Source organism: Mucilaginibacter sp. P4_A11 (assembly GCF_056402535.1).
Map to the genome: position 1 here is coordinate 1 of NZ_JBFUHE010000003.1, position 18298 is coordinate 18298.

Annotated in this window: 29 protein-coding genes; 14 read left to right on the plus strand and 15 right to left on the minus strand. The window is 45.4% G+C overall.

Annotation, left to right across the window (positions count from 1 at the left end; all coding sequences use genetic code 11):
• Nucleotides 1-242 precede the first annotated feature (242 nt).
• The 6 genes from AC1DUD_RS07140 to AC1DUD_RS07165 all read right to left on the minus strand — a co-directional run bounded on the left by AC1DUD_RS07140 (nucleotide 243) and on the right by AC1DUD_RS07165 (nucleotide 3370).
• Entirely contained in the window at nucleotides 243-1082 is an 840-nt protein-coding gene (locus AC1DUD_RS07140; protein WP_477373031.1) for a relaxase/mobilization nuclease domain-containing protein, read from the minus strand.
• Nucleotides 1049-1459 (minus strand): plasmid mobilization protein, encoded by a 411-nt coding sequence (locus AC1DUD_RS07145; protein WP_477373033.1) that lies wholly within the window; start codon nucleotides 1457-1459, stop codon nucleotides 1049-1051. The genes AC1DUD_RS07140 and AC1DUD_RS07145 overlap by 34 nt, the downstream gene beginning before the upstream one ends.
• Before the next feature lie 141 nt (nucleotides 1460-1600).
• Entirely contained in the window at nucleotides 1601-1879 is a 279-nt protein-coding gene (locus AC1DUD_RS07150) for a hypothetical protein (RefSeq protein WP_477373035.1), read from the minus strand.
• A 149-nt stretch (nucleotides 1880-2028) separates the two neighbouring features.
• The gene (locus AC1DUD_RS07155) at nucleotides 2029-2637 is read right to left on the minus strand and encodes an AAA family ATPase (protein ID WP_477373037.1); all 609 of its coding nucleotides are present in this window, start codon (nucleotides 2635-2637) and stop codon (nucleotides 2029-2031) included.
• A gap of 48 nt (nucleotides 2638-2685) precedes the next feature.
• The gene (locus AC1DUD_RS07160; RefSeq protein ID WP_477373039.1) at nucleotides 2686-3003 is read right to left on the minus strand and encodes a hypothetical protein; all 318 of its coding nucleotides are present in this window, start codon (nucleotides 3001-3003) and stop codon (nucleotides 2686-2688) included.
• 49 nt (nucleotides 3004-3052) lie between these two features.
• Nucleotides 3053-3370, minus strand: coding sequence for a helix-turn-helix domain-containing protein (locus AC1DUD_RS07165; RefSeq protein ID WP_477373041.1), 318 nt, complete (start codon nucleotides 3368-3370; stop codon nucleotides 3053-3055).
• A 233-nt stretch (nucleotides 3371-3603) separates the two neighbouring features.
• Between AC1DUD_RS07165 and AC1DUD_RS07170 the strand changes: the two genes are divergently transcribed.
• Both AC1DUD_RS07170 and AC1DUD_RS07175 read left to right on the plus strand, forming a co-directional pair.
• Nucleotides 3604-4494, plus strand: coding sequence for a helix-turn-helix domain-containing protein (locus AC1DUD_RS07170; RefSeq protein ID WP_477373043.1), 891 nt, complete (start codon nucleotides 3604-3606; stop codon nucleotides 4492-4494).
• A gap of 94 nt (nucleotides 4495-4588) precedes the next feature.
• Nucleotides 4589-5416, plus strand: a complete 828-nt coding sequence (locus AC1DUD_RS07175; protein ID WP_477373045.1) for an SDR family oxidoreductase — start codon at nucleotides 4589-4591, stop codon at nucleotides 5414-5416.
• A 70-nt stretch (nucleotides 5417-5486) separates the two neighbouring features.
• On the opposite strand, the gene AC1DUD_RS07180 is transcribed toward AC1DUD_RS07175, so the two are convergent.
• Nucleotides 5487-6455 carry an aldo/keto reductase gene (locus AC1DUD_RS07180; protein ID WP_477373047.1) on the minus strand — a complete coding sequence of 323 codons (969 nt, stop codon included), beginning with the start codon at nucleotides 6453-6455 and terminating at the stop codon, nucleotides 5487-5489.
• 17 nt (nucleotides 6456-6472) lie between these two features.
• Between AC1DUD_RS07180 and AC1DUD_RS07185 the strand changes: the two genes are divergently transcribed.
• Nucleotides 6473-6907 (plus strand): winged helix-turn-helix transcriptional regulator, encoded by a 435-nt coding sequence (locus AC1DUD_RS07185; protein WP_477373049.1) that lies wholly within the window; start codon nucleotides 6473-6475, stop codon nucleotides 6905-6907.
• A gap of 154 nt (nucleotides 6908-7061) precedes the next feature.
• Here AC1DUD_RS07185 and AC1DUD_RS07190 read toward each other — a convergent pair whose 3' ends face one another.
• Nucleotides 7062-8207, minus strand: a complete 1146-nt coding sequence (locus AC1DUD_RS07190) for an alkene reductase (protein WP_477373051.1) — start codon at nucleotides 8205-8207, stop codon at nucleotides 7062-7064.
• A 133-nt stretch (nucleotides 8208-8340) separates the two neighbouring features.
• On the opposite strand from AC1DUD_RS07190, the gene AC1DUD_RS07195 reads away from it, so the two are divergent.
• A complete protein-coding gene (locus AC1DUD_RS07195; protein WP_477373053.1) occupies nucleotides 8341-8763 on the plus strand; it encodes a winged helix-turn-helix transcriptional regulator in 423 nt (140 codons plus the stop codon).
• Between the two features lie 100 nt (nucleotides 8764-8863).
• On the opposite strand, the gene AC1DUD_RS07200 is transcribed toward AC1DUD_RS07195, so the two are convergent.
• Together AC1DUD_RS07200 and AC1DUD_RS07205 are read right to left on the minus strand one after the other, a co-directional pair.
• A complete protein-coding gene (locus AC1DUD_RS07200) occupies nucleotides 8864-9259 on the minus strand; it encodes a DUF4260 domain-containing protein (RefSeq protein WP_477373055.1) in 396 nt (131 codons plus the stop codon).
• Nucleotides 9260-9319: 60 nt separating this feature from the next.
• A complete protein-coding gene (locus tag AC1DUD_RS07205; RefSeq protein ID WP_477373057.1) occupies nucleotides 9320-9889 on the minus strand; it encodes a Crp/Fnr family transcriptional regulator in 570 nt (189 codons plus the stop codon).
• Nucleotides 9890-10074: 185 nt separating this feature from the next.
• On the opposite strand from AC1DUD_RS07205, the gene AC1DUD_RS07210 reads away from it, so the two are divergent.
• From AC1DUD_RS07210 to AC1DUD_RS07230, 5 genes are all read left to right on the plus strand, one after another.
• Nucleotides 10075-11034, plus strand: coding sequence for an NADP-dependent oxidoreductase (locus tag AC1DUD_RS07210; protein WP_477373059.1), 960 nt, complete (start codon nucleotides 10075-10077; stop codon nucleotides 11032-11034).
• An 11-nt stretch (nucleotides 11035-11045) separates the two neighbouring features.
• A complete protein-coding gene (locus tag AC1DUD_RS07215; protein ID WP_477373061.1) occupies nucleotides 11046-11954 on the plus strand; it encodes a helix-turn-helix domain-containing protein in 909 nt (302 codons plus the stop codon).
• Nucleotides 11955-12218: 264 nt separating this feature from the next.
• Nucleotides 12219-12674: a GNAT family N-acetyltransferase gene (locus AC1DUD_RS07220; RefSeq protein ID WP_477373063.1), complete on the plus strand. Its 456-nt coding sequence runs from the start codon at nucleotides 12219-12221 to the stop codon at nucleotides 12672-12674.
• A gap of 115 nt (nucleotides 12675-12789) precedes the next feature.
• Nucleotides 12790-13044, plus strand: a complete 255-nt coding sequence (locus AC1DUD_RS07225; RefSeq protein WP_477373870.1) for a hypothetical protein — start codon at nucleotides 12790-12792, stop codon at nucleotides 13042-13044.
• Nucleotides 12992-13126 (plus strand): hypothetical protein, encoded by a 135-nt coding sequence (locus tag AC1DUD_RS07230; RefSeq protein ID WP_477373864.1) that lies wholly within the window; start codon nucleotides 12992-12994, stop codon nucleotides 13124-13126. Before AC1DUD_RS07225 ends, AC1DUD_RS07230 begins: the two co-directional genes overlap by 53 nt.
• A 37-nt stretch (nucleotides 13127-13163) precedes the next feature.
• On the opposite strand, the gene AC1DUD_RS07235 is transcribed toward AC1DUD_RS07230, so the two are convergent.
• The 5 genes from AC1DUD_RS07235 to AC1DUD_RS07255 are packed head-to-tail and all read right to left on the minus strand — an operon-like array spanning nucleotide 13164 to nucleotide 15779.
• Nucleotides 13164-13739, minus strand: coding sequence for a Crp/Fnr family transcriptional regulator (locus AC1DUD_RS07235; protein WP_477373065.1), 576 nt, complete (start codon nucleotides 13737-13739; stop codon nucleotides 13164-13166).
• Nucleotides 13740-13756: 17 nt separating this feature from the next.
• The gene (locus tag AC1DUD_RS07240) at nucleotides 13757-14110 is read right to left on the minus strand and encodes a DUF1330 domain-containing protein (protein ID WP_477373067.1); all 354 of its coding nucleotides are present in this window, start codon (nucleotides 14108-14110) and stop codon (nucleotides 13757-13759) included.
• A 10-nt stretch (nucleotides 14111-14120) separates the two neighbouring features.
• Nucleotides 14121-14564: an isomerase gene (locus tag AC1DUD_RS07245; RefSeq protein WP_477373069.1), complete on the minus strand. Its 444-nt coding sequence runs from the start codon at nucleotides 14562-14564 to the stop codon at nucleotides 14121-14123.
• Nucleotides 14565-14604: 40 nt separating this feature from the next.
• A complete protein-coding gene (locus AC1DUD_RS07250) occupies nucleotides 14605-14964 on the minus strand; it encodes a DoxX family protein (protein WP_477373071.1) in 360 nt (119 codons plus the stop codon).
• A gap of 17 nt (nucleotides 14965-14981) precedes the next feature.
• On the minus strand, nucleotides 14982-15779 hold the full coding sequence (locus tag AC1DUD_RS07255) for an SDR family NAD(P)-dependent oxidoreductase (protein WP_477373073.1): 798 nt from the start codon (nucleotides 15777-15779) through the stop codon (nucleotides 14982-14984).
• Between the two features lie 136 nt (nucleotides 15780-15915).
• On the opposite strand from AC1DUD_RS07255, the gene AC1DUD_RS07260 reads away from it, so the two are divergent.
• From AC1DUD_RS07260 to AC1DUD_RS07280, 5 genes are all read left to right on the plus strand, one after another.
• Complete coding sequence (locus tag AC1DUD_RS07260; protein WP_477373075.1) at nucleotides 15916-16299, plus strand: winged helix-turn-helix transcriptional regulator; 384 nt, start codon at nucleotides 15916-15918, stop codon at nucleotides 16297-16299.
• Nucleotides 16296-16892: a hypothetical protein gene (locus tag AC1DUD_RS07265; RefSeq protein ID WP_477373077.1), complete on the plus strand. Its 597-nt coding sequence runs from the start codon at nucleotides 16296-16298 to the stop codon at nucleotides 16890-16892. The genes AC1DUD_RS07260 and AC1DUD_RS07265 overlap by 4 nt, the downstream gene beginning before the upstream one ends.
• Nucleotides 16868-17167: a helix-turn-helix transcriptional regulator gene (locus tag AC1DUD_RS07270; RefSeq protein ID WP_477373079.1), complete on the plus strand. Its 300-nt coding sequence runs from the start codon at nucleotides 16868-16870 to the stop codon at nucleotides 17165-17167. Before AC1DUD_RS07265 ends, AC1DUD_RS07270 begins: the two co-directional genes overlap by 25 nt.
• Before the next feature lie 70 nt (nucleotides 17168-17237).
• Nucleotides 17238-17657 carry an ester cyclase gene (locus tag AC1DUD_RS07275; RefSeq protein WP_477373081.1) on the plus strand — a complete coding sequence of 140 codons (420 nt, stop codon included), beginning with the start codon at nucleotides 17238-17240 and terminating at the stop codon, nucleotides 17655-17657.
• A 10-nt stretch (nucleotides 17658-17667) separates the two neighbouring features.
• Complete coding sequence (locus AC1DUD_RS07280; RefSeq protein WP_477373083.1) at nucleotides 17668-18186, plus strand: DinB family protein; 519 nt, start codon at nucleotides 17668-17670, stop codon at nucleotides 18184-18186.
• Nucleotides 18187-18298 lie beyond the last annotated feature (112 nt).

The window sequence follows — 18298 nt, forward strand, 5'->3', positions numbered from 1 at the left end:
TGATCTGTCGTAATCTATTCATCTTGATCGGTTTATTGGACATGTATTCGCTGGTTTTGTTTATCTAAAAAGCTAAACAAAAACCTTGTCCACAGAAACCTATCAATACATTACTTTAATCTCTTTTGAGGGGTCACTTTCGTCTGGCGAAGAGGGGTCACTTTGCTTTGGCGAACGTGGTCACTTTCAACTGGCAAAGGGGACCTTTTTGATCTGGCCGGATAGGGTCATTTTGGTGTGTTTTATCCAACTTTGATCAGTTCGGCTTTATACGGTTTCCTTAATTGTTCATTGAGCCGGAACTTTGTTTCCAGCGTTTTCAGTGTCGGTTTACCATATATATTACTGGCCTTTATGGGAACGCCGGTCTTGTTACCCTGTCGGTCGAGAACCCAATAGATCAATCCTCCCCGCGTATACATCCGTGAGTCTCTGGATCCCCGATCAGCTTGTATGTTAAATTGCTTCAGGACTGCATTAAGTTCCGGTACGCTGGTAAATTTATAACTGTGCAGTGTGGCGCTCAGAATATTAGTGATCATTCGCCTGGTCTCTGATTCACCATATTCGGCCAGTTTCACATCCGCTTTAAGGTTGGGTCTTTGAGCTTCCTGTTCCTGCGCTTTAATGAGACCGAATTTTACTTCAATTGCTTTCCTCGCTTTTTCCGATTCATTCTGTCCCAGGTAATGTAAACTGATCCGTTCGCCGTCTCGTTTAATATTTGTAGTTACGATATGAATATGCGGATGCCCTGCATCATGGTGACGGTAGACCAGGTAAGGTTGGGTTTGAAATCCTATACCGAGCATATATTCTTTAACGATCGCTCTTAACGTTTCATCCGGTAAAGCTTCTCCGTTAGGAAAATTCAGTGAGATGTGAACCGCATTGGTTTTAGCGCGTTGGTTCATTCCGGCAAGGTCGGTGAGCCGGATAAGTTTATCCGAAAAGGACAGATCTTCCGGGTCCTTAAAATACCGCGCCGCCTCAATGAATATCGCCTTATGCTGTTTCACTTTGTTTTCGTTATAGTTGAGCGCGCCGATCAGGCTTTTTCCGCTTTTGATTTTTGCGACCATATATTTGCATATTCGTTCATCCGTTCTTTGATCTGCTTAACTGACGGCTCCACTTTGCTATGAATGATACTCATTAAATTCATCCATAAACGGGTGTCGGCATCACCATGAGCACCGTTGATACTCCGCATCGCCTGATTAAGGTTGTTGCCAATGGCATTGAGTTCCTGCCGTAACAGAATCATTTCTTCCAGGACATCATCCATGGCTTTGTCACGGTAATGGACCGTCACCGGTTTTTCCAATAAGACACTCCGGACATATTCGCTTAGCTTTCGGAAGCGTGAATTTTTGAATCTATTGTTGAGTTGGTCGTATTCGGTCTGCTTGAATCTGGTCAGCAGGACACGTGTTAGTTTTTCTGCATCTGTTCCCATAGCTTCTTTTAAAAATGCGACTTCGGAGTGTTTTTGCCAGGACCGCGGCCGACTGCGGAGGACGGCAAGATTCGTTTGTAATACAAACGTACATCTTGCTGACTGCTGCGAAGCGGGCGGTCTTGTCCTGCTATCAGTGTTTCAATTGGCATTCTTTGTTGCTTCATCCGTCTTCGCCTTATGGCTGAGATACAGATTAAGTGCCTCAATATTGATGTCCTTAAGGGATTCATCGTACTCCAGTCCGTACGCCTTCAACCGTTTTAGCAGTCCTTTAGGTATACGGTTATTGAACTGAACCTCGGGCTCTTTGGGAACCGTTTCAACTTTGACCGGCTGCACTTCCTGGATGGGTGTCCTTGGCTGTTCCTTCTTGAGTTTGTCAGCCAGGTTGCCGAGTTTATTTTTATAATTTTCCATTTGCTATTAAAATAGTTTACTATGAAATTCTCATGGTCTGCTATCATGCTACATTGTTATCAGGTAATGCTAGCATGCTATATTGCTACGATGCTATTATTGTATGATGCGATCATGCTAGCTTTCTATAGAAATAAAAAGCTAGCATGCTATCCGGCACTGATACGCTCAACGACCTCTTCTGTCAATGCCATAATCTCTTCTTTGGCCCGACGGTCCGTACCATTCAAAATGCCTGCGGTCATGGACGAGCGCGCAATGCTTACGCGGTCATGCACCATCGTATTCAGCAATGGCATATCCATGCTTTTCAATAGTTCGGCAACCTCCCTGGTAATGCCGGATCGCGGTTTAACCATGTTGAATACTATACCCGCTTTCACGTGAGGCGATTGCTTCTGTGCCTCCCTGATCAATGCAAGGGTTGAGCGGATAGCCATTACGTCAAAAAAGCCTGCTTTGGTCGGTACCAGGATAAAATCTGAATACCGGAACAATTCTGGTAAGCGGCTGGAGAGATAGGGCGGCGTATCAATGATGATCAGGTCATACGACAGTTTCTGAATATCAGAAAGCTTGTCAGCGCCAATGATAACCAGGTCCGGGAAATCCTCACGGATATGATATAGACTGCCCTGAAGGTCTGTATCGACGAGGGCTACAGATAGCTGATCCTGGAAGCATAGCGCCAGGTTGATCGCTAAAGTACTTTTACCTACGCCACCTTTCTGGTGGGCCACGGTGATGATCTTTGCCATATTGATTTTACTAGAGATGTATAATGGTAGTCCGTTGGTTGATTGCCTTTATAAAAGCGCGTTTTCCAGCTGCCGCTTTTTTAGTTTTTTCTCCTGCTGGTAATTAAAGATCCAGTCGCCAGCCAGTAATTTCCAATTGCGGTACGGAGTGCCTTTGGGGCTGCACCAGTTCGCTTTTTCATAATAGTCGAAAAAGATATCCGCTTGCGAGATCAGTTCTTTTTGATCAAAATAGATCTCGACCAAGGGCTTTTGTGGCGGCATTTCGGTGCCGAATCCATGTTGAAGGATTGCTTCCGTTTTGGGAATCACCCTGCGCTCGGCAGGTATGCGCTTTGCTTTGCGTTTTATAGTTGGGAATTGCATAGACTGTCAATTGATGGCCGGACCCGGATCAGGCCCGGCCGGTGAAACGTCAGGCGCTTTTGTTTGCAGACATCATGAAAGTGATATCCTCATAGTCGTAATAGATCGAGCCGCCTATTTTGGTGAATGGCAGCACACCGCTGTCCCGAAGCGACTGCAGGAATCCGTGAGAGATGCCAAGCAGTTTTTTCACTTCAGCAGATTTGAGCCACTTCTTTCCTGGGGCGCCGCTGACGCATTCTTTCATGATGCGTTTGACTTCTTGAAGCATATCTTCTTTGAATTCTACAAGATCACCGAGGGTGAGTATCTGATTCCTGTTAGGTACCAGACCCATTGTTTTTCTTTGCTCTGTTCCTTTTTCCATGTCCTGAAAATTTAATGAGCATCAAATTTCTGATCAGAAAAGATCATAATTTAACAACCTTGGCTAAGGTTGCGTTATTTAAATGCTGGAATATACTGTATTGAACTATGATGTATCAAAAGATCAAACGCGAAGCAGGGTGTTGGTAATTGTATCTCCATTAAAAAGCAGTGATAAACCTGGGTCATTAAGACCTGACACCTTTATATGTAGTAGTTTTCTTAATTTTGGGGATGATCGATACGCAGCCCATTCATGTTTTCGCACCCGATTTATCGGCTGTGAAAGATCCATCCGCAGGCTATTTTGCGGCTGTAAGGCTTGAAGAATTCTCTGCGGAAAGTTTGGCCGCGACCGCTGCTTATAGCCGTAAGGACTTCTACAAAATATCTTTGGTCACCGGGAAGACCTCGTACTTTTACCAGGGAACAGAATACCGGTTGAATGGAGATGAATGGGCACTGGTATTCACCAACCGCGAGGTGCCTTACCGCTGGGAGGTTCACCAAGGTATTTGCAGTGGCTACGCGTGTATGTTCACCGAAGATTTTTTACCGCTGCATACGCACCTTCGCCCGGCCGACTGGGCGGTATTTAATGGCAGTGCACAGTCCGTTTTTAAATTAAGCCAGTCGGACGAAGCGCTTTTTACCGGCCTGTTCCAGAAAATGCTGCACGAACAAGCATCCACCTATTCCCATAAATATGACCTGTTGTTCCTCTACGTGCTGGAATGTATTCATGGCGCTTTAAAGCTGCAGCCGGAGCCGGAAAATAAGAGTTCCGCGGCATCTGCACGCCTGACCGATACCTTCAAATCTTTACTTGCCGGCCAGTTTCCGCTGGCTTCTCCTTACCAAGAGATCAGCTTACGCACACCGCAACAATACGCTGAAAAACTCGCGGTGCATATCAACTCCCTGAACCGGGCGCTGAAAGAAGCAACCGGAAAGACCACGACACAACTTATTAATGAAAGGCTGATGCTGGAAGCGCGTGCCTTACTGGTCCACTCCAACTGGACGATCAGTCAGATCAGTAACAGCCTGGGTTTTGAAGAGCCCACGCATTTTGCCAGGGCATTCCGGGCTTATTCCGGCCAGTCTCCGTCTTCACTGCGATAGCTGTTTGATTAAGGTCGATATTCGTTTGTACAGGGTTAACCGGCCGGTCGGTAACGGTTTAATTTTGTGTCGTTAAATTATAAAACGATACACTATGAAAACATGGTTAATAACCGGAACATCAGCCGGTCTGGGTAAGGTACTTACCGAAAAACTGCTGGCTAAAGGCGATCGTGTTGTGGCTACCGTACGCAAAGCTGATGCCTTAGACGAACTCAAAAAAACTTATCCTGAAAATTTACAGGTTGTTGTATTGGATGTGACAGATACAGCGGCTATTAAAACAGTTGTCGACCGGGCATTTGCAGATCTTGGGCAAATAGATGTAGTGGTCAACAACGCAGGATACGCCTTATTCTGCTCGGTAGAAGAAGCAAGCGACGAACAGATCATCCAACAGTTCAATACCAACATCATTGGTTCTATCCAGGTTATCCGCGCTGCACTGCCGCATTTCAGGAAGCAGGGTCATGGCCGTATCCTGCAGCTTTCATCAGCAGGCGGGCAAACGACGTATCCTAACTTTAGCTACTATCATACCACCAAATGGGCCGTTGAAGGTTTTTGCGATACCATTGCCAAAGAACTGGCACCGTTGAATATTGGCGTAACCATTGTTGAACCGGGAGCGCATCAAACATCCTTTGGCGCAGGAATGACGACCGCTCCGGTAATGGAAGCCTATGAGCATACACCGGCCGGCGATGTAAGGCGGGCCATTGCCGCAGGAACCTTCCCTATAAAAGGCGACGTTGATAGATCTGTACAAGCAATGATCGACAGCGTAGAAGTATCTCCTGCACCGTTACGTTTAGCCCTCGGCGGTGATGCGTATCGCGACATGCGGGCGGCCTTAGTATCACGCTTGGAAGCACTGGATGCACAAAAAGAAATTGCTTTAGCAAGCGAGATAAATGATTAAAATTTAATCCAAAAAACCTATGCCTGATCAGTTTGCTGCATCAGGCATAGGTTTGAAGTATACGATCCTTTCAGTAAGTAGTCTGAACTGTTTTGAGCAGCTCATGAGGATATCCTAATGAAACTGCACTTACACCGTTCAGTTGTTCTATTTGATAAGCACTAAGCACGATGTCGAGCGCTGTTAAGGCATCCAGCAAGTGGCCGGTGGTGCGGGCGCCAATAATAGGGAAAGCATTCTTGGTGAGTGTCCAGGCCAATGCCACCTGTCCGGAAGTGGCATGTACCTCTGATGCGATCGTTTCCAATGTATCAAGTATGGCTTTCGTTCTGTCATCCTCTTTATAATTATCTGCTGAACCAAGTGTCAATCTCCCTGATGCACCAGCCCGATATTTTCCGGTCAATAATCCACCGGCGAGAGGGGAGTAAAGCATCATGCCTAGTCCAAAATGGCCGGCCATCGGTATTAACTCCCGTTCTGCCGTTCGCTGGGTCAGGTTATGTTCGATCTGTAAGGCTGCAAGGGATATATTGGCTGCAATGGCTGACGCTTTCCAGGCAGGGAAATTTGCAAGCCCTGTATATAGTACTTTGCCTGATCTTACCAGGTCTTCCAGACCACGGGAGATCTCGTCCAATGGGGTCAAACCATCATCGTAATGTGGCATATAAATATCTATGTAGTCTGTCTTAAGGCGCTTCAGGCTGGCCTCTACGGCTTGACGCATTGCTTTCCGATGATTGCCCTGATTTGCAGGCAGAGGCTGCTTTTCGCTACTTCGGGTGTATTTGCTACATATAATAAAGTTGGAGCGTTGTCCCTCGATGAATTTTCCAACGTTCTCTTCGGATTCGCCCAACTGATATTGGTCCGAAACGTCAATGATGTTACCGCCCGCATCAGCAAACGCTGTCAGTATCTTGGGGATGTCCTCAGCAACTGCGCCATAGCCACGACGCGACCCTAAATTCGCTGCTCCTAAAATGAGCTCACTGGCGGGTAAGCCCGTATTCCTGCCAAATAATTTGATTTTCATAATCCAAATATCTGCTTGTGCACGAAGCAAGTCAATTACGGCTAAATTCAGCCTTACCCAAACACGGTCAAAATGACTTATTTTTGTATATGTATGAAAGAAAACTGCCTGTAGAACTGGAATGCGGCCTTCATCTTTTTATGGAGGTAATGAACGGGAAGTGGAAGATAAATTTAATTTGGTGTATTTACCAGGGAATCAAAAGACCCGGAGAATTGCACAAGAGGATACCTAAAGCCTCCCGGCGCTTATTGGACAGCCAGTTGAAGCAGTTAACGGATCAAGGCATTCTGACAAAGACCATCTTTGAAGGAAAAGTGTTAAAAACGGAATATGATTTAACGCCGCTTGGTGAGTCGTTAATACCCGTGATTGAACATACTGCAACATGGGGTGAAGCACATCGCACTGCACTCGAACCATTTTTTCAAGGAATTTCGGAAAGTCGCTAAATGAATATGTGTAGCAAGGCTACATTACCGAAGGGTTCAACGCTATTCATAAAGAATTTCAAAAGCGTTGACATTGAAGCCACATTCTATCAAATCAAAGACCATGCTTTCCGGCATTGGTTAGAAAACATGGCCTTTGATTTCTTACTTGTTTTTAAGCGTCAGCGTCTCTCAATTGTGCAATATTCCCCCTAAGTTCTGCTCTTGGATAATCGGTATATCCATTTTCCTCTCCTGTGTAATAAGTGTCCGGATCACTTTCAGACAAAGGGATCTGGTATTTAAAGCGTTCCGATAAATCAGGGTTTGCAATGTACAATTGACCAAAAGATACCAGATCTGCTTTACCGTCTTTTAATATTTTATTAGCTGTTTGCTGTGTAAAACCCAGATTGGCCATCAATCTGCCGCTGTAATGGTGACGGAAATGACTGAAATAATCGGTTTGCAGTACCTCTACAGGTGTACCTGTTAAGTCTTGTGCCGGTCCTACAATGTGAACATAGGCCAGGTTGTAATCGTTCAGTCTAGTCAAAATATACTGGAACAGCGGTATCGTCTCTACATCAGGGGTTACGATACCTACATGGCTGTACATGACCGGTGTAAACCTGATGGCTAAACGGCTGCTGTCCCAAACTTCCTTGATGACGTCCAGGATCTCAAAAATGATCCGTGCGCGGTTCTCTATACTTCCACCATATTCATCTTTACGTTGATTGGTAGCTAAACTTAAGAATTGCGGGATCAGCATACCTGCCTGCGCATGTATTTCAACACCGTCAAACCCTGCATCCTTAGCATTTTGAGCGGCTTGCTTATAGTCCTGTATTGTTTGCTTGATCTCAGCAACGTTTAACTCGCGTGGTGTGAGTGTATCTTTGAACCCTTTCGGCGTAAATGATTGCGTTTGCGGGTTAATAGCGGAAGGTCCGGCAGGCAGTTCACCATTCAGATGATCCGGATGTGATGCGGAGCCTATATGACCGAGTTGTGAAAAGATCAAACCGCCATTGTCATGTACGGCTTTAGTAACCAGTTTCCATCCTTCAACTTGTTCCTGGTTATAAATGCCGGGTACGTTGATAAAGCCTATCGCTTTTGAATTTACCCAGGTGCCTTCGCTTATTATTAAACCTGCTGATGCTCGCTGTGCATAATATTCTGCGATGAGAGGTGTGGGAACCAAACCAGCGTTAGTGGCACGGCCTCGGGTCATTGGCGCCATAACTACCCGGTTCTTTAATTGCAGATTGCCTAAATGATATTCCTCTAATAAAGGTTTTGCTGTATTTTCCATTGTTTTTTTAAGCAAACCTCGGACATCAGCAGCAGGGGCACAATAAGGGATAATTTAATGGTATAGGGATAAAATTATCCCTTATGTCAAAGTGAGATCCAATGCCTATTTTTGGATCAAGATAAACCAGCGTATGTACGAACGAAAAATCCCACTCACCATTGATTGCGGCTTGCATCTGACTAAAGAGGTCCTTAATGGCAAATGGAAGCCCGCGTTGCTAAATGCCATTTCGATGGATGTAAAACGGCCCAGCGAAATCCTGCGTTTATTGTCTGGAGTTACCCGCAGGGTTTTGACCGTGCAGCTTAAGGAGTTGGAGGAACATGGCATGGTAGAAAAAAAGATCTATCCGCAATTGCCGCCGAAGGTAGAATATTCGCTAACAGAGATAGGTTGGTCATTAATGCCGATCATAGATGCAATGAACCAGTGGGGTGATGCTAACCGGCAGTTCCTGGAAACGGTGATAAGACAGGATCCCAAAACAACGCAGGTCTCCAAATCACCCTGTCCCGCTTATCGGCATCTGCTGGGAGCGCGCAAAATTGGATAGAGACTTGATTACGTTCGCTAACCAACCCTAAACTATGCTGGCAGCCATTAAGGTAGAATAAGATTATGTCTCTATCAATGAGCTTGAAGTTCAAAACTGGTTAAACAGCCTTGACTTCATTATCTTTTCCCATCCATCCCGAGCTGGTGTGCTTAAAATCATCAGGGAATTTGAGGCCATAACCCAGCATTCTGTCAAACGATGAGTGGGCTGCTAATAATAACCCGCCGGTAATGAGTATATCAAGGTGCGTAAGGAAGCCGGCAGCCACGACCGCCAATGCGATCCCGCGATGATGAAATAAATTGTATGTCAAGGCGCCTATACGTGAATTAACCAGGTAACCCAGCATAGATAGGTCAGGACTGAAGAACAGTAGTACCCACATCCAGACAGGCAGACCCAAATTGAATTTTGATAAGAAATATGTGGCAACTGCAGTTATGGCCGCTTCTTCAATTTTGATGGTGAAGCTCATCGCTTTTTCCTGATTCATGATTTTGTTTTTGTTAGGTCAAACGTAGGCGCTAAACAGCCCGTTTGCTCTTGACAAAAATCAAGAAACCATTTTTCTGCGTATCCGGCTAAACGTCTCCGGTGTCATCCCCAGCATGGAAGCCAGGTATTGCAAGGGTACTTGGTTAAAAAGTTCACGGTTCTGATCGAATAGTTGCTGGTAACGTTCCTCGGCGGTCATAGAAATAAAATCGAATATGCGGCTCTCCAGCATGACAAAACACTTGCCCATGAACAATTTTTCAAACTCATGCCATTTGGGTACCAACTTTCCCATCATCAGGTATCCTTCGTAATCAATAGTAAACAAACGCATCTCGGTCAGTGCCTGCATATTAAATCTCGATGTGTTCCGAAACATAAAACCGTGTACGTCCGTGATAAAATAGCCAGCTGTGCCTATCCATTGGGTTACTTCTTTCTCGGGCAAATTAACGTATACCCTCATAATACCGCTTTCTATAAAACTGAGCTTATTGCAGAACTTACCTGTTCTTAACCAATAGCTTCCTTTCTCCAGAGTCTCCATCTTAAATAATCCGCTCACGCGCTGACAGTCATCGGGGCTGATGCCGAAATGGTGATGGATGTAAGTCTCAAGCTCGTTCATGCCGATGATATTGTTTAGCTAAGCAAATCAAACATTTATCTTTCAAATTAGCTAAAGCTATTTTTTTCCACGCTTAAAGCCGGTTGTCATTTCAGGCCTTGGGATTTTTGACTAACAGAAAGCGTATTTCAGCTAAAAGCTGCTCGTCGATTGTGCTGACCTTTGAATCTTAAATTTAACATACCATGAAAGCAGTTAGGATTAATGAATTTGGTGGACCAGAGGTCATGAAGATGGAAGATATAGCGCGTCCCGTTCCTGCATCAGACGAAATTTTAGTCGAAGTGTTTGCCAGTGGCGTAAACCCGGTAGACGCGGTGATCAGGCAGGGCGACAACGAGAACCTTCGTTCGTTTTTAAAATTACCCATGACCTTAGGCTGGGATGCTGGAGGTATTGTTGTCGAAACCGGCAGCGATGTAATTTTCCTTAAAGCAGGCGATCATGTTTACGGCGTTCCAAACTTTCCCGGTGACGGAAGTTATGCGGAGTATTGCGTAGGTAAGGCAAGTCAATTTGCCATTAAGCCGCAAAGCCTCGACTTTACGCAGGCCGCCGGTGTACCGTTGGCAGCCCTTACCGCATGGACAGGTGTGTTTGGGCATGGCAATCTAAAGCCGGATCAGCGCATATTTATCCAGGGTGCTTCAGGCGGTGTAGGTGGTTTTGCGGTTCAGTTTGCCAAAGCAAAGGGCGCATATGTAATCGGCATGGCATCTACTGATAACGTGGAATACGTAAAGCAATTGGGCGCCGATGAAGTAATCGATTACAAGACGCAGCGCTTTGAAGAATTGCTGCATGGTATAGATGTTGTGCTGGATGCTTCGCCGATCCGGAACAACGGTGAGCGGATAAAAGCTATCAGCGTATTAAAGGAAGGTGGTATATTCGTAAGTGTCAATACCGACTTTCCCTTCAATGATGAATTGACGGAAGCTGCCCAAACTAAAGATGTTAAAGTATCGCTAGCGCCAAACGAACCTAAACAGGAATGGCTGTCAGAAATGGCTGAATTAATTGATGCCGGTAAAGTGCAGGTTTTGATCAATAAAGTGTTTCCTTTGGAAGAAGTTGCTGAGGCGCACCGCCAGATTGCCACCTGGCATGTACGCGGCAGACTGGTTTTGGATGTTAAAAGCTAAAGATTACCTGTATGAAGCATTTTAAATCGATCGCAGAATTTCATCACTTCGTGGGCATACCGGCACCGCTTCATCCGCTCATCAGCGTGGTAGATGTTGCGACAGTGCCACACCGGGAAGTGTTGGAGCCAATGAACATGGCGATGGATTTTTATTCGATTGCTGTAAAACGCATGGTCAATTTTAAAGTACAGTACGGGCAGCGTCCTTTTGATTTTAACGATGGCATTATGTCTTTTATGTCGCCCAACCAGGTGCTGAATATTGATGTGAACGACAAAAGTAAGAAGACGGAAAAATCCGGATGGGCGATCTACATCCATCCTGATTTTATATGGAATACGGGATTGGCCAAAACGATCCGGCAATATGATTTCTGGGACTATTCTTTAAACGAGTCTTTGTTCCTTTCTGAGAAGGAAGAGACGACGATCAACAGTCTTATTCAAAATATATTTAAAGAGTACCAGGGCAATATTGACCGGTTCAGCAAAAGCATTATTATTTCGCACATAGAAGCGCTGCTGAATTATGCCGACCGCTACTATCATCGCCAATTCATTACCCGCGAGAAATCTAATCACCAGATACTGGAACAGGTGGAAAACTTACTGGCTAAATACTTCAACAGTGATGATCTCTTATCAAAAGGATTACCTAGTGTGGCTTATTTGGCAGATGCATTGAATCTTTCGCCTAAATATTTAAGCAGCCTGCTCAAAGTCCTCACCGGTCAGAACACGCAGCAGCACATACATGATAAACTGATCGAAAAAGCCAAAGAGAAATTGTCGACCACCGAATTATCGGTCAGCGAGATCGCCTATGGGCTGGGCTTTGAGCATTTGCAATCGTTCAGCAAATTATTTAAAGCCAAGACAAGTAAATCTCCCATAGAGTTCAGGGCGTCTTTCAACTGATCCCTACCCAAAAACTAGCGGAAAAAAACAATCACGGATCTACCTGGCAACTGATGAATTAAGCTCGTAGAATGCGAAAGCGCAGAAAATGGTGAGCAGTCTATTCATTGGTTTTAAAGTATGCGCCCTCGGGAGGTGTACCCAGGAGGACTGAAAACGTTGTGTTGCAAATAGCAAATAGGCAGCGCAATTCATCCTGGATCAGTTAAAGGAAATTTATGGCTTGAAGAATATAACGTAGCAACCATTTGCTAGTTTTACGCAATGAGTTTAACGCAACTTAAAAGAACCAACAGCAACGACACTGACTTCAAAACTTTAGTTGCTGAACTTGACCATGACCTCCGCATCCGTAATGGTGAGATGATGGACATTTACGATAATTATAACCTTATAGAAGAAAATAACACTGTAATCATTGCCTATCTGAATAGTGCTCCTGCCGGTTGCGGGTGCTTTAAACAGTATGATCCATCAACGATTGAGGTTAAACGGATGTTTGTAAGGCCTGAAGCTCGCGGAAACAGCATAAGTAAATTGATCTTGAATGAGTTGGAAAATTGGGCTCGGGAATTAGGTTTCAGCGAGGTGGTATTGGAAACCGGCGGCAAACAAACTGAGGCATTAGGGCTATATCCCAGAGCTGGTTATCAGCTTATCCCTAATTATGAACCATACGTAGATCTGCCTGATAGTATTTGCTTTAAAAAGGCATTGTAGATGACCTGATAACTATAAACACAATAAGAGGTCGCATATCGTGACCTCTTATTGGTTTCTAGGACACTAAAATTTACATTCGATTCCGAACTGCCCTCCGAGATCTTTCTCGAAAATGGTTCACAGGATAGGGACCAACATATTGCCTATATCATTTCAGCCTGGGATATGCAATACCTCATTGGCGCTGATAGAGAAAGCAAAACTGCTATTGAACCAGACAACCCTGACCGCAGCAGAGACCGCTTACAACCTGGATTTTGAGCATCCGCAATCATTCAATATCATTGGCGCTGATAGAGAAAGCAAAACTGCTATTGAACCAGACAACCCTGACCGCAGCAGAGACCGCTTACAACCTGGATTTTGAGCATCCGCAATCATTCAATAAACTATTCAAGCAGCGCACCAGTGTCTCGCTTGTGCAGTTCCGTCGCGATCAGTTAAACTAAATTTGACAGCGTTCTTTAAGGGCAAATGAGGTGTAGATCACAGATCCTTTTCTTTGCGCATCATGCTGAGAAAAGCCGCGGTTATTCCCAAATAGCTGGCAATATGCTTTTGAGAAATGCGCTGTTCGAGTCCTGGGTAATGCCTGCGGAATTCGCGGTAACGCTGCTCGGCGGTTTTTGACAGGTTGGACGTTACCCGCCGCTGAAACATATCAAACCCGTTTTGTGTGAGAATGCGAAAAAAACGCTCAAACCTGGGCAACTCGGTAAATAATCGTTCGAGCGCTGACAAACTAAAGTAACACACCTCCGTGTCTTCCAATGCCTGGATGGAATTGGTGGCGGGCTTCGCTTTAAAAAAACTCACAATGTCGCAGGCCCACCAGTTCGAGGGGTAAAAGCATAGGTTGTGTTCCTGACCGTCCTTATCTGTATGGTACATGCGCAGGCAGCCTTCGTTAACAAAATAAATATGTCGTTCGATCTCGCCGGGGCGCAACAGTAGGCTGCGTTTGGTAATTGTCTTACGTTGTAACAAGGCAAGCACTTGCTCCTGTTCGTCAGGAGCAAGTGCTATATGTAAGGCGAAATTGGACAGAATTAATTCAGACATGTAAGCAAGTATAACCTTTAAAAGTCAATTTTGCGTGTCATGAACAATTTCAATTCCGCTGTCCCGGCCTCACGAAGCGGATTAGCTATTTGGTGATAAAGTTCGCTTTGCGCAATGGTTAAGAACGCTTCTGCACTAGGATATTCTACTACTACGATCTCATCCCATTGTTCATCTTCGTCGGCCATGATGTTGGCAACGACTTCGCTCACCAGTTTTACGGTGACACCTTCAATACCCAGTTGTTGTACTACTTCGTTAAATGCAGGTATATACTGTTCGAAGTAGACTTTTTTGTCCCGGAATTTGATCATGTTCAGCATCAACACGGGCCCTTGACCCGGTTCTATATTTGGCAATGTTAATTTCATGATATCCTGTTTAAAAAAAGCCTACAATACGGGTGATGCGGTTCTCGCTGTCAAATTCAAAATAATCCATGCCTTCAACCGGGTATCCCTCTGGTTTAATGGCCAGCCAGTGGAATCGTCCGCTTTGATGATGTACCTGCGGTTCTGCCAGCACCTGAAACGTTCTTGGCCCCATTTGTCCATACGAACTAATGATCAGGTCGGTGATCGCGTTTGGTCCGGTAATGGTATCCGTTAAGCGGTCGGTGTAAGTACCCTCCGGTGCCCAACATTTGCTGATCTTTTCCAGTATAGCTTCCCGCTCGGTCTCATTCCATGCACTTGTGTAAGTGAGAATGGTCGCTTCGATGTTTTGGTTGTTTTCCATACAACAAAGGTCGTGGGCCTGTGCCGGAAATAAGTTCAGGTAGTTGAAGAGTTTAAGATATTTTTTAAAGGTTTTGTAATCGGGCAATGCATTATCCAGATTATATGGGGCGATTTATTTTTTCAATTCATAACCGTTGCTGTATATGCGGGAAACGAATCAGTGCGGCAATCCATATCAGCGCTTCGATAGTTGCCGGGAAAATAATGCTTTGCCCATGCTGCAAATGGGTGGCGATCGCGCCACCAAGGTAAGATGATAACAGCAGCAATCCCATTACGCCCGTTCTTGGAATCATAAAAAGAATGACCAATGTTAGCTCTATGATGCCAAGCAAGCGGTATGTTGCCGGTGTGATGCCAAAGGAACTCGTCATTTCTAATGAATGCGCACTGCCGCTGATCTTATCGATGGCCGAGGCGGCCATCAGTAGCAGGATAATTCCGCTAAGTGTCCAGCCGGTAATGTTTCTGATTTTGTTGCTCATAATAATACGTTAAGAGATTAAACAGATCTGGTATGCCCGCCATCGACACGCAGCAATGCACCGGTCACATAATCGGCCATGGGGCTGGATAAGTAGGCTACCGCAGCTGCAACTTCCTCCGGTTTGCCAAAACGCCCCACATCGTTTTGCACAAATTGTTCAACCGCATTGCGTTCAATGTCGGCCCAATTGTCACCCCAGCCGAACTGACCAGCCATATTTAGTAACATATTCTTTGTGTTCTCTACCAGCATTGGTCCCGGCGCAATGGTGTTAGAAGTGATGCCAGTGCCTTTTAGCTCACGGGCCAGCGATACGGTCAGGTTATGACGTGCAGCGGTTGCTGCCAAATAATCGGGCTGTAGGGCAAATGGCTCAATACCGCCCGAAGAACCGATCTGTATCATACGTCCCCAGCCCAGGGTTTTCATGGCGGGCAGCACACGGTGTATCATGCGTACATACGCAAGTACATTCACATTGTAGCTATCACGCCAGTCGTCCACACTCACCTGCAGCCATGGCCTTGGCGTGTAAGCGCCGGCGTTATTCACTAGTATATCTATCGGTCCGCCTGTTAAAGCACCGTTTGCGACGGCGTCCGCACCTTCGTCGGTTGAAAGATCCCCCAAAACATAAATGGCCCGCCCACCGGTATCATTAATGCTTTTTGCTACCGCTGCTGCACGTTCCTCGTTACGGCCATGAACAATCACCTCGGCACCTTCGGCAGCCATTAAGCGTGCGATCGCTTCACCCAGACCGGCACTGGAACCGGTGACCAACGCTCTTTTTTCTTTCAATTCTAAATCCATGATTTCCTTTTATTACTTTTGTTGATTAACTTACTATAAGTAAGTCAAAGCTAAGGGGTGGATCGTTCTAAAACAAGAAGGCACTTGGAAGTCAGACACTTACTTATAAGTAACTGTTGTTGAAAATGAGGCGGATATGAAAAAAGAAATTTTAAGAAAATGTGAGAGTGACCGTGACAACTGCCCGGTGAAAGATGTTTTGAACCGCGTGGGTGATAAATGGTCGATGCTGACCGTCATTATGCTTTCTGACCACGGCACGCTGCGCTTTAACGAACTGCACCAGCTAATCGATGGTATATCCCAAAAAATGCTCACTGTGACTTTAAAAATGCTGGAAGCAGACGGGTTGTTAACGCGGAAGATGTACGCCCAGATCCCGCCTAAGGTGGAGTATGCCTTAACGCCGCTAGGTGAAAGCCTGGTGACGCCATTGATGCACCTGTACGACTGGGCCAATACCAATATGCCCGAGATCAAAGCTTCCCGGGAACGTTATGAAAAGGTGGCGGCATTATGAATACATATTATTTACCCGATGATATCTTAGACGGTTGTCCTGCCAGGCCAGATGAAGTTGTGATCCGTTGCTACACCTCTGGCCAGGATTCCGTTAAGAACAGGATCGTCTTAAATCAGAATATGATCAACCTGCTGGTAAGCGGCACCAAGACCGTTGTTTACCCGGATGCGACGGCCGTAGTAAATGCCGGTGAACTGGTGGTATTGTCGACCGGGAACGTGCTCACTTCCGAGCTTTTAACGGGCGGGCAGCAGTTCAGCAGCATCCTGTTTTACTTCAGTAACGAGTTGTTTAACCGGTTCCTGATCAAGTATGATCATTTACTGCAAAGCGTTACACCATTAAGGGGCAAACAGCCCTTCCTCATTTTTAAACAGGATAATTTCATTATACAGTTTATCGCCTCGATGCAGGCATTAATAAATACGGAAAGTAAGGTACCGGCTGCAGTAAGGGTACTCAAACTAGAAGAACTGCTCTTATATCTTTTACATTCCGATCCCGGGCGGTTCCGGGCTATACAGATCATTACAAAGGACAGGGAGCAACTGCAGATCAAAAAGTGGTGGAAAGTCACGTTGGTCAGCTAATAACGGTAGACGAAATGGCTTTCCTTTGCCATATGAGCACCTCAACCTTTAAAAGACGGTTTAGCGAGATATATCATACAACCCCTCAAAAATGGCTGCTCACCAGGAAACTGGAAATGGCCGCCGAATTGCTCAGATCGTCAGAAGAAAGCCCGTCCGGCGTTTATCTGAAGGTTGGCTATCAAAACCATTCCAGTTTTTCGCAGGCTTTCCGTAACCATTTCGGTAACACCCCCAGCGATTATCAGCAGCAACAGTTGAACGTTGTGCCATAACACCTGAACGTCTGGCCCTAACCGGCACCTGCTTCCGGCCGGTACTTTTGTATCATCAAAACAACATAAAATGGAAACGATGATAGAAAACAATAAAGCAGTAGTACGTCGCTTTAACAAAGAAGTGATCGAACAGGGAAATGCCGACAGCTTCAACACACTAATGGACCGGAATTTTGTAAACCGCTCGGCCCCGGCCAGTATGGATAACGGCCCACAAGGTATGATCTGGTTTTTTAACGAAGTGTTACGTCCGGCAATCTCAAATCTAAAAGTAACGATCCATGCCCAGGTGGCTGAAGGTGATATGGTCACCACACGAAAGACAATTAGTGGTACGCAAACAGGCGTGTTGTTAGGTGTGCCTGCGACCGGCAAATCGATCAGCATTGATGTGATCGATATTGTACGGGTAAAAGACGGCAGATACGTTGAACACTGGGGCCTTACTACATTACCTGAACTCCTTGCCACTTTAGCGCAGGCCTAAAAAATAAGCCATGTTAAAACAATATTTTACTGATCTCGCAGCTTACAATAGCTGGGCCGATCAAAAGGCAATTGACTGGCTAAGCCAGATCACTGATGAGCAATGGGAACAGGTTAATATCAGCAGCTTTTGCAGTGTCAAACTAACCGCTGTGCATATAGCAAGCGCTGAAAAGATCTGGATAGACTTTTGGAACAAGGCAGTAGACCCTGTTTACCTCTCGGCAACTTTTACCGGTACCAGAAGCGAATTAATAGGCATCTGGAAAGCGGCCTCTGATGGGCTGGAAGCATTTGTCAAAGGCCATCCGGAAGAGGACTTCGACAAGCCGGTTATTTTTATCTATCCCAACGGTAATATCGGGGACATGCCATATTACCAAACATTTGCCCATAGCATTAACCATTCTACATACCATCGTGGTCAACTGGTCACCCTGCTGCGGCAAGCTGGGTATTTACAGTTTTCATCCATCGATCTGGCCACGTTTTACATACAAAAGCATATTCACACATCCCTGTCATGTTAAGACATTAAATGGACACATTTCCTGTACGTGTCCATATTCAGGCAAAAAATGAACATATGGATCTCAATCCTCAAACAATGTCGATATCCTTATTTGTAGCTGAGATGAATGA